Origin of the sequence: Priestia sp. FSL P4-0332, from assembly GCF_038005845.1 — a bacterium.
Classification (GTDB): Bacteria; Bacillota; Bacilli; order Bacillales; family Bacillaceae_H; genus Priestia.
In genome coordinates this window covers 3,219,832-3,234,455 of sequence record NZ_JBBOUA010000001.1, presented here as the reverse complement: position 1 = coordinate 3,234,455, position 14,624 = coordinate 3,219,832, and the positions used below count along the sequence as shown (strand labels likewise).

Annotated in this window: 16 protein-coding genes; 14 read left to right on the top strand and 2 right to left on the bottom strand. The window is 38.5% G+C overall.

Annotated elements, in window-relative coordinates; genetic code table 11:
• Positions 1-150: 150 nt before the first annotated feature.
• The 11 genes from MKY06_RS16665 to MKY06_RS16615 all read left to right on the top strand — a co-directional run bounded on the left by MKY06_RS16665 (position 151) and on the right by MKY06_RS16615 (position 10,355).
• Positions 151-447: a hypothetical protein gene (locus MKY06_RS16665; protein WP_255293830.1), complete on the top strand. Its 297-nt coding sequence runs from the start codon at positions 151-153 to the stop codon at positions 445-447.
• A 111-nt stretch (positions 448-558) separates the two neighbouring features.
• The gene (locus tag MKY06_RS16660; RefSeq protein WP_098322228.1) at positions 559-1,110 is read left to right on the top strand and encodes a shikimate kinase; all 552 of its coding nucleotides are present in this window, start codon (positions 559-561) and stop codon (positions 1,108-1,110) included.
• 14 nt (positions 1,111-1,124) lie between these two features.
• On the top strand, positions 1,125-1,514 hold the full coding sequence (locus MKY06_RS16655; RefSeq protein WP_013057963.1) for a VOC family protein: 390 nt from the start codon (positions 1,125-1,127) through the stop codon (positions 1,512-1,514).
• A 232-nt stretch (positions 1,515-1,746) separates the two neighbouring features.
• Positions 1,747-2,313 carry a GNAT family N-acetyltransferase gene (locus tag MKY06_RS16650; protein ID WP_098277675.1) on the top strand — a complete coding sequence of 189 codons (567 nt, stop codon included), beginning with the start codon at positions 1,747-1,749 and terminating at the stop codon, positions 2,311-2,313.
• A gap of 363 nt (positions 2,314-2,676) precedes the next feature.
• Positions 2,677-3,531: a GAF domain-containing protein gene (locus MKY06_RS16645; RefSeq protein ID WP_013057961.1), complete on the top strand. Its 855-nt coding sequence runs from the start codon at positions 2,677-2,679 to the stop codon at positions 3,529-3,531.
• Between the two features lie 268 nt (positions 3,532-3,799).
• Positions 3,800-4,171, top strand: a complete 372-nt coding sequence (locus MKY06_RS16640; RefSeq protein WP_041816705.1) for a hypothetical protein — start codon at positions 3,800-3,802, stop codon at positions 4,169-4,171.
• 441 nt (positions 4,172-4,612) lie between these two features.
• Entirely contained in the window at positions 4,613-6,115 is a 1,503-nt protein-coding gene (gene zwf / locus MKY06_RS16635; RefSeq protein WP_013057959.1) for a glucose-6-phosphate dehydrogenase, read from the top strand.
• A gap of 28 nt (positions 6,116-6,143) precedes the next feature.
• Complete coding sequence (tkt, locus tag MKY06_RS16630; protein WP_289916083.1) at positions 6,144-8,141, top strand: transketolase; 1,998 nt, start codon at positions 6,144-6,146, stop codon at positions 8,139-8,141.
• A 38-nt stretch (positions 8,142-8,179) separates the two neighbouring features.
• Entirely contained in the window at positions 8,180-9,073 is an 894-nt protein-coding gene (gene gnd / locus MKY06_RS16625; protein ID WP_013057957.1) for a phosphogluconate dehydrogenase (NAD(+)-dependent, decarboxylating), read from the top strand.
• Between the two features lie 49 nt (positions 9,074-9,122).
• The gene (gene fsa, locus MKY06_RS16620; RefSeq protein WP_014459236.1) at positions 9,123-9,791 is read left to right on the top strand and encodes a fructose-6-phosphate aldolase; all 669 of its coding nucleotides are present in this window, start codon (positions 9,123-9,125) and stop codon (positions 9,789-9,791) included.
• Positions 9,792-9,869: 78 nt separating this feature from the next.
• On the top strand, positions 9,870-10,355 hold the full coding sequence (locus MKY06_RS16615; protein ID WP_053487488.1) for a hypothetical protein: 486 nt from the start codon (positions 9,870-9,872) through the stop codon (positions 10,353-10,355).
• Between the two features lie 299 nt (positions 10,356-10,654).
• Here the strand turns inward: MKY06_RS16615 and MKY06_RS16610 are convergent, their stop codons facing one another.
• Entirely contained in the window at positions 10,655-11,200 is a 546-nt protein-coding gene (locus tag MKY06_RS16610; RefSeq protein WP_098288097.1) for a GNAT family N-acetyltransferase, read from the bottom strand.
• A gap of 297 nt (positions 11,201-11,497) precedes the next feature.
• Here MKY06_RS16610 and MKY06_RS16605 point away from each other — a divergent pair, with 297 nt between their 5' ends.
• The 3 genes from MKY06_RS16605 (at position 11,498) to MKY06_RS16595 (ending at position 14,207) form a co-directional block, all read left to right on the top strand.
• Positions 11,498-12,778, top strand: coding sequence for a glycosyltransferase (locus MKY06_RS16605; protein ID WP_228540830.1), 1,281 nt, complete (start codon positions 11,498-11,500; stop codon positions 12,776-12,778).
• A 23-nt stretch (positions 12,779-12,801) separates the two neighbouring features.
• Positions 12,802-13,458: a TetR/AcrR family transcriptional regulator gene (locus tag MKY06_RS16600; protein ID WP_013057952.1), complete on the top strand. Its 657-nt coding sequence runs from the start codon at positions 12,802-12,804 to the stop codon at positions 13,456-13,458.
• 155 nt (positions 13,459-13,613) lie between these two features.
• Entirely contained in the window at positions 13,614-14,207 is a 594-nt protein-coding gene (locus MKY06_RS16595) for a hypothetical protein (protein ID WP_013057951.1), read from the top strand.
• 40 nt (positions 14,208-14,247) lie between these two features.
• On the opposite strand, the gene MKY06_RS16590 is transcribed toward MKY06_RS16595, so the two are convergent.
• Positions 14,248-14,601 (bottom strand): DUF1516 family protein, encoded by a 354-nt coding sequence (locus tag MKY06_RS16590; RefSeq protein WP_223272376.1) that lies wholly within the window; start codon positions 14,599-14,601, stop codon positions 14,248-14,250.
• Positions 14,602-14,624: the final 23 nt, after the last annotated feature.

Below are 14,624 nucleotides of genomic sequence, written 5' to 3'. Positions count from 1 at the left end.
TCCACTTCTGTAAAAAGCGTGTAGCGAAAATAAAATAACGCTATTTAGGAAGGAATAAAATAAGAAACAGGAAATGAAAGAGCCATGAAGAAATAATAAAAAGGTGATGAAATGATGAGAACATAGAAAACAGCCGCGTTTGGACTTCTCATGGCAAGCTTTACAGGATGTTCAAGCAGTGGATTTCTTGAAGAATCCCCGCCAAAAGCGTATCTCGAAGCAAACAACCATCTTTACGAAACAAAAGTCGGCACATACTGCTGGAAAAGCACGTGTGTGGATACAGCAGGACCTTCAGAATTATTAAAAACAGAAAAGCCTATTGAAGTAAAAGCAAATGAATCGCTATCGCTTGTTATAAAACATGAAAGGCAGCCTAACGAGCGGCATATGGTACAAATACAAAACAAAAATGAAGTGGATGTATCTCTGAAAAAAATAAGATGAAAGCACCTTCTAAAGCGGGCACTTACTACTACTCATATTCAGTATGGTGGATGGATGAAAGCCAAAAAAATGTAGCTAATTTGTATTGGAAGTGAAATAAGGAGAGAGCCTATGCAAACCCCTATTATTCTCATTGGACCTATATGCGCGGGAAAAACGACGGTGGGTGAAAAAGTAGCAAAAAAACTAAAGATTCCTCAGTGCTCAATGGATGAAATGCGATTTCCCTACTATCACGAGATAGGATTCAGCAAAAAAACACAGCAACATATTCGAGAGAAACAAGGATTTCAAGGCATGTACGCCTATTGGAAGCCGTTTGAAGCTTATGCCGTTAAAAGAATACTAGAAGATTACAAGCACGCGGTAATTGATTTTGGCGCCGGCCACTCGGTTTATGAAGACATAAAGCTGTTTCAGCAAGTAGAAAAGACCTTAAAACCTTACCAGTCTCTGTTTTTACTGCTTCCGAGTACTGACAAAGAAGAGTCGATACAAATATTGCATCAAAGATTGCTTCAAATAACGGATGACAACGATGTTTTTGAACTTAACAAACATTTTGTAACGCACCCATCCAATCAAAAGTTGGCAAAGCAAACGATCTACACAAAGGAAAAGTCCGCAGATACCGTAGCGGAAGAAATTATTTTATCCATATAAAAGGAGTGAAAGCAATGATTAAAAAAGTCGGTCAAATTATGGTATATGTAAACGATCAAGATCAAGCGGTAAAGTTTTGGACAGAAAAGATGGGATTTCATGTTATGTCTGAACAAAATAATGAACAAGGTATGAGGTGGATTGAGCTGGCACCGGTAGAGAGTGCCGAAACAACCATTATCCTTCATAATAAACAGCTAATAGCAAAAATGCAGCCAGAATTAAACGTTGGGACTCCTTCACTGATGTTTTTTACAGAGAATGTGGATGAATTATACAGAGACTTAACAGCTAAAGGCGTAACGGTGGGAGAAATCGTATCTATGCCTTCAGGAAAAGTCTTTAACTTTTCAGACAGTGAAGATAATTATTTTGCAGTTATGGAAAACGGGAATAATAAATAGAGCAAAAATAAAAAACACCGGGAGCATAATATTGTCTCGGTGTTTTACGGGCAAAGCAGGATAAGTTACTTTTCATTTTCATCTGCTGATTGGCAGTAGCAATAATATTCTTTATAAATTTACTCCTTTTCTTCATTATTCAACGCTATGATTGTACAAATGTGTATTAAAATTCACTTTAAGTTTCTAGAATTTAATAAGCCATTTCATAAATCAAGGAGTAATGCCTCTCATGATAAAACTAATAGGAAAAAAAGTGTTGCTAAGAGAAGCGACACAGGAAGATGCTAATACGCTCTATTACTGGAAATATGAAGAGAAAAAACAAGAAGCGAAAAAATGGAATGCTCCTTACATACCAGACCGAAAGCTTACGAAAGAAAAGTATATGAATTCATGGGAAGAAGCGTATGAGATTTATCCATCAGTTCCCCGAATGCTTGCGGTCATCATTGATGAAAAAGCTGTGGGAACAGTGAGCTGTTACTGGGTGGACAAATATACAGACTGGCTGGAAACTGGAATTGTCATTTACGACTCAGACTATTGGAGCGGAGGATATGGGACAGAAGCTTATGGAATGTGGATCAACTTTTTATTTGAGTTTACACCTTTGCATAGACTCGGCATGTCTACGTGGTCAGGCAATATCAGAATGATCAAAACAGCGGCAAAAATAGGTATGAAAGAAGAAGCAAGAATCAGAGAAGCTCGTATCGTAAACGGGGAATATTTTGATAGTGTCAAAATGGGAATTCTGCGAAGAGAATGGAACAACCGGATGAAGCAGAAGCTCTAATACCCTGTGTTCTATGCTTTCCTTGCATAGAATGCCAATCTCGCTGTTTTTCTATAAGTGTTTGCTTTTTGATCCATAATTGAATTAGGCAGTTTAGTTTGATATATCCTAATAGAGGGAACAGAGGGAAGATGGGGACGTGTAAGATTTTTATATAATTTAAAACTTCTTCCTTCATGAACGGAAGAAGTTTTTCTTATGTGAAATCATGTCATATGTCAAATCTAGCATGTATAAGATAGAAAAGAGGCAATATAGCCGTCCTCTCTCATACTACAAAAAAGTTATAGCCAAGCTGTGCGTATCTTTATGAAAGAATGCACTTATGGCAGAGAGAATGATAGTTGCGATGGAGGTAACTAAATGAACGTTGATGGAGAAAATAAAGTTCCTCATTTTTATTCACTGCGGTCTGTTTCGCAAAAATTATTTGAGGTTATTACCAAACAGCTGAATGTCAGTACAACGTACGTAACTAGAAGAGGAGAAACAGCGATGACGGTCCTCAGCTCATATAACGAGAAGGAAGAGATTATTCCTGAAGGATACAGCGTTGAATACGGAGGTACATACTGCCGCTTAATTATTATGAATGACGGAGACGTTATGCATACGGCAAATCTGATGAAGGATGCCGTTACAAGACAGCTAGAAGTAACGGATCAATTGCAGGTAAAAGGTTTTTTAGGTGTCACATTAAAAGATTTAAAAGGAAATGTATTTGGAACACTCTGTGTAATGGACAAGGAAGAAAAAGAATTTTCAGGAGAAGACATTGATTTTTTACAATCAATGGCAGGTATCTTATCCCACATGATCGATCTGGATGAAACACGATATCAGATGGGATTTTTAAGCGTCCCAATTATTCCGATTACAGAAGGTGTTTCGATTCTTTCTCTTCAAGGTATTATTGATAAAGAGCGGGCGGATCAGATTATGACAGATGTGCTTCACGATGCAGCTCATAATGAAATAGATTACTTTATCATTGATTTATCGAAGTTGCTTTTGAGAGAAAAAGAGTTTCCGAATTTCTTCTTTAAAATGATTACAGCACTTCAGCTCATGGGTGCACAAGCAGTTATAACAGGTGTAACGCCAACATTTGCGAAAGAGCAAATTAAAAATCATGATTTGAGAAACTTACAGTTAAAAGTCGTGAAAAATATTCAACAAGCTCTTCAATGTGTAGGGTATAACTTAATCAAAACGTGAAGCAAGCCTTGGCTCTATCAGCCAGGGCTTATTTTTGTGTACGTATATAATTCAATACGAAACGAAAAAGACAAGCTGGTATGCTCAGAAGCTGTGAAAGCATCAAATGCAGCATAAAGTGAATATAGATAAAGAATATAACTTCATTGAAGCCTTGCGTGATGATCATTACGCATCTTTTGGTGGTGTAAGAAATAGCCGTGGGAGAGGCCTGCGTATAGCTAATGATCTTTTTTGCTGTATGCAAAAACATCATGGGGGGAAATACATGCGAGTAAACTTCAAAAGGTCCGCACAAACGGATGTGAATATGAAAAAGAAACAGCGGAGAACACTTCAGTCCACTTTAAACACAATAGGGATACTTATGTTTATTGGAATTTTGATCAGGTGGTGGACCGTGCCGTTCGCCGTTAGTAAGGATCTCCGAATTTACTATAATCAAGGTTTTCAAATGACATTGAACGAGTGTAAAGAGTTTCTTGCGTTCGTTTTATGCGCAGCAAGCGTGTATTTTAGTTTAGTAAACGTCTACTTTTTAGGCAAAACAGGTAGAAGACTAGTCTATACCGTTCTTGTTTTATTTGCTGTTTTTAGCCTCTATATGATGCTTACGCTTCTTGCTGTAGCCACGCATTAAAGGTGTGCGTGCAGCTCAAAAGAAAGAGCTCAAACTTCCTTTCTCCTTTAAAGTGTTTTACAATTTTTCTATGTAAAAAACAGATAGGTCTTCAAACATCTTCATTAGTTGAGCTTTCATATCACTTCCACCTTTTGATATTTTTCCCCGGCATATATGCAAACATTATGTATGCTTTTACTTTCATACAATTCTATCAAATCCATTAAAGCAGTTTTATTTTCTAAATTCAACTAAAAAGTATTTTCATTATTTTTCCATAAGCTAACCGAGATAAGCTGCTATAAGGTTTAAAGAAAAAACGAAAAAATGAAATGGTTTTTTACGAGTTTTATATCTTGACGAAAAAATATTTCAGGAATAAGATAGGTTACATAAAGTAACGAGTGAAAAAAAAGTTACTTTTTAAAGATTATATTTTTCCTAACAGGAGGAAGAGATATGGAAGCGATGACTTTTGTTTTATTCGGTTCAACAGGTGACTTAGCGAAACGTAAAATTTATCCTGCACTCTATAATTTATTTGTAGACGGGAAAATTCCTAAATCAATTTCTGTTGTGGGACTAGGCAGAAGGGAGATGTCAGACGCTGACTTTCAGGAAAAAGTAGAAGAGTCTATTCATACTTTTTCACGTCGCGTCGAAAAAGATTCATCTCTTATGCAGCATTTTCTTTCAGCTTTTCGCTACAGCCAATTGGATGCAACGAATACTGAAGATTATAAAAATTTGTTAAATCTAGTAGAAGCACGCGAAGCAGAACTAAACATTCCAAGCAACCGAATGTTTTATCTCTCCGTTGCACCAGAATTTTTCGGTACAATTGCCGAGCATATTAAAGACAGTGGCTTAGGTGCTACAAAAGGTTGGAAACGGTTAATTATTGAAAAACCGTTTGGCCATGATCTACAGTCAGCTCGACAATTAAACGAAAACTTAAGCAAAGCGTTTAAAGAAGAAGAGATTTACCGCATTGACCACTATCTTGGCAAGTCGATGGTGCAAAATTTAGAAGCGCTGGAATTCGCTAATCCTATTCTTCAATCATTATGGAATAACGAACATATTGCGAATATACAAATCACAGCAAGTGAAACGGTCGGAGTAGAGGAAAGAGCAAGCTATTATGACCATTCGGGAGCCATTCGAGATATGGTCCAAAATCATATGCTGCAAATGCTGATGATGACGGCCATGCACTTACCGGCTCGCATTAGCGCTGATGATATTCGAAACGAAAAAATAAATGTGTTAAAAGCACTTCGTCCGCTTGTAAAAGAAGATATGGATCTAGACGTTGTTCGCGGTCAATATGAGGCCGGAAAAATAAACGGGTCTTCAGTGGAGAGCTACGTAAATGAGCCCGGCGTATCACCATCTTCGCAGACGGACACGTTTTTAGCAGCCAGACTATATATCGATAATTCGCTTTGGAAAGGAGTTCCTTTCTACATTCGTACAGGGAAAAGAATGGCTGAAAAAGCGACGCGAATTGTTATTGAATTCAAAGACTCGTTAAAAGAGTTGTACTTAGACAAAGGAGAAACAACATCTCCAAATCTGTTAATGATTGAAATTAACCCGCATGAAAATATTACGCTGCAGTTGAACAGTAAAAACCCATTTAATCATGGTCATATTGAGCCTGTACAAATTAATTTTTCAGGTCAGCAAGAAGGAGCACCGGAAGCATATGAGCGTCTTATTGCAGATGCATGTGCGGGAGATTCTACATTTTTTGCTCATTGGAAAGAAGTAGAGCTAGCTTGGGAATGGGTTCAGCCGCTTCTTGAAGCATTTGAGGAAAATACAGTGCCGCTTTATAAATATGCAGCTGGTTCACACGGCCCTGATGCATCAAATGCACTTTTAGAAAAAGACGGTTTTAAATGGTGGCTGGATGAAGAAGCAGCGAGCCAATCACGCGAAGTGCAGCCAGTTTAATACAAACAAAGCGAAAGAAGGATGACACATGAGTACCAACATAGACACACTTGCAGTTAATACGATTCGCACCCTGTCAATCGATGCGGTGAACGCAGCCAATTCAGGCCACCCCGGGCTTCCGATGGGAGCGGCTCCGATGACCTATGCGCTATGGGCGAATCACTTACAGCATAATCCGGCAAATTCAAGCTGGTTTAACCGAGATCGTTTTATCTTGTCAGCCGGGCACGGTTCAAGCTTGCTGTATAGCATGCTTCATCTAAGCGGATACAATGTATCAATAAAAGATTTAAAAAGCTTCCGCAAACTAATAAACAGTAAAACACCGGGACATCCTGAATTTGGCCATACGGACGGCGTAGAAGCCACAACAGGTCCTTTAGGTCAAGGAATTGCAAATGCAGTGGGAATGGCAATGGCAGAAGCCCATTTAGCGGCAAAATTTAACCAGTCAAAATTCCCTGTCATTGATCACTATACGTATACGTTAGTAGGCGATGGTGACTTGATGGAAGGCATCTCTTATGAAGCGATGTCCATGGCTGGCCATATGAAGCTTGGCAAACTTATCGCTTTATATGACTCCAACGATATTTCGTTAGACGGGGAATTAAATCTTTCGTTTAGTGAAAATATCCAAAAAAGAGCGGAATCTGCAAACTGGCAGTATTTACGTGTAGAAGATGGAAATGACGTAGATGAAGTCACAAAAGCAATCGAAAAAGCGAAGCAGAACAAAGAACAGCCAACGCTCATTGAAGTGAGAACAATTATTGGATACGGAAGTCCAAAAGTAGCGGGAACAAATAAAGCACACGGCAATCCGCTTGGAGAAGAAGAAGCAAAAGCAACAAAACAAGCCTATGGCTGGGAAACGGAAGAAAACTTCTATGTTCCAGAAGAAGTAAAAGCCCATTTTGAAATGCTAGAAGAAAAAGGGATGAACGCAGAAGCAGAGTGGAACGAGCTGTTTGCTTCTTACCAAAAAGAACACCCCATGCTCGCTGATGAATTAGAACGTGCCATCACAGGCGAAGCGTTAATTGAAGTGAATGATATTTTAACATTCTCATCAGAAAAAGCGATTTCGACTCGTGTTGCAAGCGGAGAAGCTATTAATTATTTCACTAAATCTGTGCCATCTATTTTTGGAGGCAGCGCTGATTTATCGCATTCCACGATGACGGACATTAAAGAAGAAGGCCCTTACGCACCTGGATATTTCGGTAACCGAAATATTTATTTTGGAGTACGCGAACATGCAATGGGAGCGGCCGGTAATGGAATGGCCCTTCACGGCGGTGTGAAGCCGTTTGTCAGCACATTTTTTGTTTTTAATGATTACTTGCGTCCAGCGATTCGTTTAGCTGCACTGCAAAAGCTGCCGGTCACATATGTGTTTACTCATGATTCCATAGCAGTAGGAGAAGATGGACCAACTCATGAGCCCGTTGAACATTTAGCTTCTCTTCGTGCAATTCCAGGGCTTACCGTAATCCGTCCGTCTGATGCAAATGAAACAGCAAGCGCTTGGGCTTATGCGCTTCAGCAAGTGGAAGGTCCTGTAGCCTTAGTGCTTAGCCGTCAAAACTTGCCTGTATTTGAAGAAACAAAACGAAATATCAACGACCTAGATAAAGGAGCTTACGTACTAACCGAAACAAACGATAAACCGGAGCTGATTTTCATCGCTACAGGTTCTGAAGTAGCACTAGCGGTCAGTGCTAAAGCTCAGCTAGAACGTGAAGGTACATCCGTACGGGTTGTGGCAATGCCTAGCTGGGAGCTGTTTAACAAGCAGTCAAAAGAGTATCAAGAGCGCGTCTTGCCTGAATCTATTTCAAAACGAATCTCTCTAGAAATGGGAATTTCACTTGGCTGGGAACGTTTTGTAGGACCAAAAGGAAAAGTGTTAGCCATTGACACATTTGGTGCTTCAGGAACGGGAGCTGATGTGATGAAGCTGTTTGGATTTACAGAAGAAAACGTAGTGGCACAAGCAAAAGAATTGCTAAAGGCTTAAATAAGAAGATGAAAAGATAAATAGAAGGAGCTGTTCACATGAAAGTAGGATTAGTTGGTTTAGGGAAAATGGGGATTAACTTAGGACAAAACTTATTGGATCAGCGTCATGACGTTGTAGCATTTGACGTAAATTCAAACGCAGTGGAACAAATGAAAGGGTACGGTGCTTCAGGAGTATCAAGCTTACAGGAGCTTGTTCAGTCACTAGAAACACCAAGAGTTGTATGGCTGATGGTTCCTCATACGGTTGTTGATTCTGTTATTAGTGAAGTGAAGCCTCTTTTAGCTGAAGGAGATATCGTAATTGAAGCCGGAAACTCTCATTACAAAGAGTCTATTCGACGCTATAACGAGTTAAAAGAAAATAAAATCCGCTTTATGGACGTTGGAACATCTGGCGGAATGGAAGGCGCTCGTAACGGAGCTTGTTATATGATTGGCGGAGATCGTGAAGCGTGGGAAATTGTTGAACCTATCTTCCGCGATACAGCAGTAGAAAACGGATATTTATATGCTGGAGAAGCAGGGAGCGGCCACTTTTTAAAAATGGTTCATAACGGCATTGAATACGGCATGATGGCTGCAATCGGAGAAGGATTTGAAGTTCTTGAAAAAAGCCAATTCGACTATGATTACGAAAAAGTGGCGAGAGTATGGAACAATGGATCTGTTATTCGTTCATGGCTAATGGAATTAACAGAAAATGCATTCTCTAAAGATGCTAAGCTAGATGACATCAAAGGAGTTATGAACTCTTCTGGTGAAGGGAAATGGACGGTAGAAACCGCTCTAGACCTTCAAACAGCTACGCCGGTTATTGCGATGTCTTTACTGATGCGCTATCGCTCGCTTGAAGATGATACCTTTACAGGAAAGGTAGTTTCCGCACTTCGAAACGAGTTTGGCGGTCATGCTGTGGAAAAGAAATAACAAGTGAAATAGTGGGTATAGTAAAAAAAACTAATGGAGGAATGAAAAAATGAAATTTTTTATTGATACTGCAAACCTTGACGATATTAAAAAAGCATACAAAGTGGGCGTTTTATCTGGCGTCACAACAAACCCTTCTCTTGTTGCAAAAGAAGGCGTAAAGTTTGAAGATCGTATTGAAGAAATTTTAAAAACTGTTCCAGAAGTAGAATCCGTTTCAGCAGAAGTGACGCCGGATGCAGAAACAGCAGAAGACATGATTGCGCAAGCAGAAGAACTCATTAAAATTAACGGCGGGGACCAAAATATTACGATTAAGCTTCCAATGACAATCGCTGGATTAGAAGCGACTCGCTACCTTGCTAAAAAAGGTGTAAAAACAAACGTAACGCTTATTTTCACTGTAAACCAAGCGCTTTTAGCAGCTCGTGCAGGTGCAACATATGTATCTCCGTTCCTTGGTCGCCTTGATGATATTTCAGAAGACGGCGTACAGCTTGTGGCTAAAATTGCCGAGCTGTTCCGCATTCAAAATATTGACTCTCAAATCATTGCGGCTTCTGTAAGACATCCGGATCACGTTACACGCGTAGCTCTTGCCGGAGCTCATATTGCAACTATTCCATATTCAGTAATCGAGCAGCTTGTTAAACATCCTTTAACAGAACAAGGAATTGAAAAATTTGCGGCTGATTGGAAAAACGCTGTTCAAAACTAAGTAAAAGATAACGAACGTGCGCATTCTAGAGAAGGAATGCACGCGTTCTTTCATAATATCCCTAAAGAGGTAAACATCATGAATACAGTAGACGCTAAGATTATTAAAACCCAATACGGTTCAGAGGTTTATGTAGATGACGTAGAGCATATTAACTTTAAAAGCCTTCATGCGCCGAAAGTTAATATGCCGCTCTATCGCATTGAATTTGAAATTGGCTACTTTTTATTAAAAGAACACAGATATTACGAGTACGAAAAAAACTATTTTTGGCTTGCAGTAAGCGAAGATTTTAGTAAGCTAATTATTCAAGAACCTGATATGGAGAGCTTATTTGGAGCTAAAAGCGAAGACGAAAGAAAGGCGACAAAAGAGCTTTTAAGTCAGTGGCTCATTCATACAGAGGCTTATAAAAAGCAATTAAATCAGCATATTAATGACTGCAAGAAAAGTAATAAAACAAATGAGGGCATAACGGCTGTTTTAGAAAAGTTGCTGCATATTTCAGCAGCAGACATTGAACAAGCCCCGATTGAGAAATTAGCTGCCTCACGGTCAGTTTAACTTAAAAAAGTAGGTAGGCATTCATAGCTGCACTAGAAAAAGATGCTTCGTTTAAAACGCGAAGCATCTTTTTTTCATTCTTTATAAAGAGAGGGTTTATCTTTAGGAAAGGCTCTTTTCGCATAGAGTATTTCCTGATAAGAGGTGATAAGATACTCTTTCAGGAGGCGGTTTCTCAATGATTAAAGACATCTATGCCACGCTTTCGGACTTCACTAAAGAAGAGCAAATTCAACTATTTAACTCTTTAAAATTCCTATGTTGAAACGACTGTATTATTTATTCCGCTAAAGCCCCCGTTACTTGAATAACTTATACCAGTATAAAGTGGTTTCAATAGTAGGGTTATATGACTGTTTTAGTGTGTCAACTCCACCTAGTATGAATCCTTGTTTTACATAAAATCTGCATGCACCAAGATTATCATCTTGTGCTTCCAAGGACATTCCTATAAGTTTTCTTTGTTTTGCCCACTCTTCTGCTTTATTTAAGAGCAACTTTCCGACTCCACTGCCTCTATAATCTTTTTTAGTAGCAATGTTTTCAATATAACAAAAGTGATTCCAATCCTTAATTATTCTAATCTGTCCTATGCAAGTATTATTCATATAAGCTAAAAACAAAGCTTTATCCTCTCGGTTTATATATTGGCTCCAATCAAGTTTGTCATCTGGAAAACGTGTTTCTCTAGTTTCATCAAAAAGAACTTCTTTATAAGACCACCTTCCTGATTGTAAACTGGGGACAACTCTGCCATATAGCTTAAAATAATCATTTGTCATATTGATATCCTCTATTAAGTCATTATTTAATGGAAAAATAATGAGTTTACTTTCACTACCCAATATTACACACTTCCTTTTATGATGTTTTGAAAATATTTTATTTAAGGATAAGTAAACCCTATCTTATTCAACATTTCTGCCCGTTAGCTGAATAGGCCTTTCTTTATACAATACTATAAAAAGGAAATTTTCCCTTGTTATAATTAAAAGCAGCAATCTTTACAAAAAGTGCCTTAGGAAAATAAAGGATAGTAATAAAAAACGACATAATTGTCGTTTTTACATTGACGAATCAATTTCAGGAGGTTACATTATATTAAAACGACAACGTTGTCGTTTTAATATAAGGAGGCTGAAATGATGCTTATTACGATGTTAACAACAGGAACGCGAGGAGACACCCAGCCTTTTATGGCTTTAGGATTAGAGTTAAAAAAGAAAGGATACCGTGTGCGAATTGCGGCTTCAGAAGCTTATCAAGACTTCATAGAATCGTATGGATTCGAATATGCCATGCTTCGAGGTGATGTTTCTAAAATTATAGAGAGCGGAGCAGCAGACGATGCAATTAATGCAGACAATCCTCTCAAATTTTTTTCAAGCTTAAAAAATGAAAAGATGATGGGTATGATGGTTAATATACAAGAAGATTTGCATAAAGCCTGCAAAGGAGCCGATGCAATTGTATATCATCCAGGCGCGGCAATTGGCTATTTTGCTGCTAAAGAGATGAATATACCAAGCATCTTAGCCAGCCCTTTTCCAATGACACCAACAAAAGATTATCCAGCTCTAATTTTTTACGACCGACCACGATTTGGAAAAATATATAATAAGCTGACGCATCGTATTTTTGAATGGGGATTTTGGAAGATAGTAAGTGGTCCTTTAAAAAAATATTGGGTGCAGCAGTATGGAGAAGGACCTAACGATTTTTCATGTCCGTATCCAAAGCAGCGTACAGCAGCTAACCCAACCATTATTTCATCAAGTCCCACTGTATTTTCCGTATCTAAAGATTGGCCTGAACACGTTCATTCCTACGGAAATTGGTTTATGGACAGTGACCATAGCTATCAGCCGGAAGAGAAGCTGGAAAGGTTTTTAAAGGCTGGAGAACCGCCAGTTTATATTGGATTTGGAAGTGTTGGGGATAAAAAAAATGCAGGCGAAACGACTGCTTTAGTGATTAAAGCCTTAAAACTTGCCGGGAAACGAGGTATCATCAATACAGGAGGAAGCGGAATGAATCAGACGGAAGAGATAGCAGAAGACATTTTATTTGTAAAAGATATTCCTCATGAGTGGCTGTTTCCTAAAATGTCTGCCGTTGTTCATCATGGAGGAGCAGGAACAACGGCGGAAGGCCTTCGAGCCGGTGTTCCAAGTATTATTGTTCCTTATGGAAATGACCAATTCGCTTGGGGAAGAAAAATTCATGAGCTAGGAGCTGGAGCAAAAGCCATTCCGAGAAAAGAATTGACGGCTGAAAAATTATCTGCAGCCATTTCCTATACGCAAGTTAATGAAATTCGATCCAAAGCACAAGAAATCGGAAAACAAATCCGAGCTGAAAAAGGAGCCGAAAAAGCAGCTCAGGTGATTATTGATACACTCGAGACATTCGGAAATAAATAAAAAAGTAAGCGAGCGTGAAAAAAATGCCAAAAGTAAGGGAAGGATACGCTGAAAAAAAAAAGCAAGAGATTTTAGAAGCAGCCAAAAGAGTATGCAAGAGCAAACCGGTGCATGATGTAGCCATGCGAGATATTGTTTTGGAATCAGGAATGAGTCAAGGAGGCGTGTACAAATATTTTTCAAATCTTGATGAAGTATTTGTCGGACTTCTTAATCAAGAAAGCGTCAGCTATAAAGTAAAAGATAAAATTGAAGCCCTACTCCAGACAAAAAAAGATCCCTTTGAAGTGCTGCATAATTTTATTATGTATATTGGAGAGCATATCCAAGAATCGATGACAGCAGGAGGAGAAATTTACTTTGAACTAGTAGCGTTGTATTCAAAAGACCCTCAGCGTTTTATGAAAATTGAAGATCAGCTAGTTGAAGTATCTAACCTTAAATATATTCAAAAAAAGCTTCACGACTTTATCACGCAGCAAATAGAAGTAAAGAATTTCTCTCCGTCTGTACCAACAGATGATCTGCTAGCTTTTATGGCTACAACGATCAACGGAATTACACAAAATCCAGCGCCGGTTTACAACGTCGATGAACAGAAACAAGTTGCTGAGGCGGCAAACGTAGAACGCCATGTCAATACGCTGTCAATAGCTGTCCGAAAGCTATTAGGAGAATAAGTACAGCTGTAACATTAAAATATGTCTTGTAATATTGCTAGCAGCATTAAGTATATTTTTAAAAAAGGTTTTTTCACTTCTCCGTCTCGCTTTGAATAGTTTTGCAAAAATTAAGCATAATACGACTGCAAACTATATTTAAGGAGATGGAAAAAATGAAAAAAGGACTTATCATTGCTTCTTCGGTTCTTTTCCTTTCAGGCCTAGCTGCGTGCGGAGGAAATAAGGACAATAACGCAATGGACAATACTCAAAATGACTTACGCAACACTTCTACAAACGACGGAGTTGATAACAATATCCCAATGGATAACACGGATCAGCCGACCAAGTCAGTTGAAGCAGCGCAAAATGTAGAAGATATGAAGGAAGTCGATGATGCATATGTGCTTCGCGATAATAATAATGCCTATGTAACGGTAGATTTAGCTGGAAATGACGCAGCGGACAACAATGATAAGGGCAAGGTCAACAACGTAACGTATAACGGCGATACTTACCATGAAGTTTCAACTGATTTTGAACAAAAAATTGCGGATCGTGTGAGAGAAGCAGATAGTAAAATCGACAAAGTATACGTAGCGTTTGTAAACACGGGCTTAGACAATATGAACAACAACAATAACGTACCTGGCGTAGATAAAAATGACAAGATGTATCGAGATGATGAAAAAGATAACAACCGTGATCCAGAAGATATTGTAGAAGATCCAAAAGATATGATGGACCGTAACAACAAAGATCAATAACATCAAAAAGGCCTCTGAATCACCAGAGGCCTTTGGTTCATTAACTAAGTTCAAGTAAAGAAATAAAAATCGGAAGAACACAGCAAGAAACGGCTGAAATAAAATCAAGCTCGTTCTGTTTTTTTGCAGAAAGCGTGAACTCCATCAAAATAATTGTCAGGATACTCATGAAAAGCGTTGCATAAAAAAGAAAATCGCGCTGACTTTCCACTAAAAACAACACCGCATTTAAAATCAAAATAACGGCATAAAGAAACTTAAGCAGCACGTGAAGCTGCATGCTGAATTTATTCTCTTGTTTGTAGCGCAAGATATAGACAAAAAAGAAAATAAATAAAGTTAATTGCCATGAGGCAGGAAGTAACTGCTGCCATAGATTGTCCAAGAAACTCATTCCTCCTATAAAACGATGATGCA

Coding starts and splice junctions, on each gene's coding strand:
- MKY06_RS16665 (WP_255293830.1), top strand. CDS start 151: ATGGCAAGCTTTACAGGATGTTCAAGCAGTGGATTTCTTGAAGAATCC.
- MKY06_RS16660 (WP_098322228.1), top strand. CDS start 559: ATGCAAACCCCTATTATTCTCATTGGACCTATATGCGCGGGAAAAACG.
- MKY06_RS16655 (WP_013057963.1), top strand. CDS start 1,125: ATGATTAAAAAAGTCGGTCAAATTATGGTATATGTAAACGATCAAGAT.
- MKY06_RS16650 (WP_098277675.1), top strand. CDS start 1,747: ATGATAAAACTAATAGGAAAAAAAGTGTTGCTAAGAGAAGCGACACAG.
- MKY06_RS16645 (WP_013057961.1), top strand. CDS start 2,677: ATGAACGTTGATGGAGAAAATAAAGTTCCTCATTTTTATTCACTGCGG.
- MKY06_RS16640 (WP_041816705.1), top strand. CDS start 3,800: ATGCGAGTAAACTTCAAAAGGTCCGCACAAACGGATGTGAATATGAAA.
- zwf (WP_013057959.1), top strand. CDS start 4,613: ATGGAAGCGATGACTTTTGTTTTATTCGGTTCAACAGGTGACTTAGCG.
- tkt (WP_289916083.1), top strand. CDS start 6,144: ATGAGTACCAACATAGACACACTTGCAGTTAATACGATTCGCACCCTG.
- gnd (WP_013057957.1), top strand. CDS start 8,180: ATGAAAGTAGGATTAGTTGGTTTAGGGAAAATGGGGATTAACTTAGGA.
- fsa (WP_014459236.1), top strand. CDS start 9,123: ATGAAATTTTTTATTGATACTGCAAACCTTGACGATATTAAAAAAGCA.
- MKY06_RS16615 (WP_053487488.1), top strand. CDS start 9,870: ATGAATACAGTAGACGCTAAGATTATTAAAACCCAATACGGTTCAGAG.
- MKY06_RS16605 (WP_228540830.1), top strand. CDS start 11,498: ATGATGCTTATTACGATGTTAACAACAGGAACGCGAGGAGACACCCAG.
- MKY06_RS16600 (WP_013057952.1), top strand. CDS start 12,802: ATGCCAAAAGTAAGGGAAGGATACGCTGAAAAAAAAAAGCAAGAGATT.
- MKY06_RS16595 (WP_013057951.1), top strand. CDS start 13,614: ATGAAAAAAGGACTTATCATTGCTTCTTCGGTTCTTTTCCTTTCAGGC.
- MKY06_RS16590 (WP_223272376.1), bottom strand. CDS start 14,601: ATGAGTTTCTTGGACAATCTATGGCAGCAGTTACTTCCTGCCTCATGG.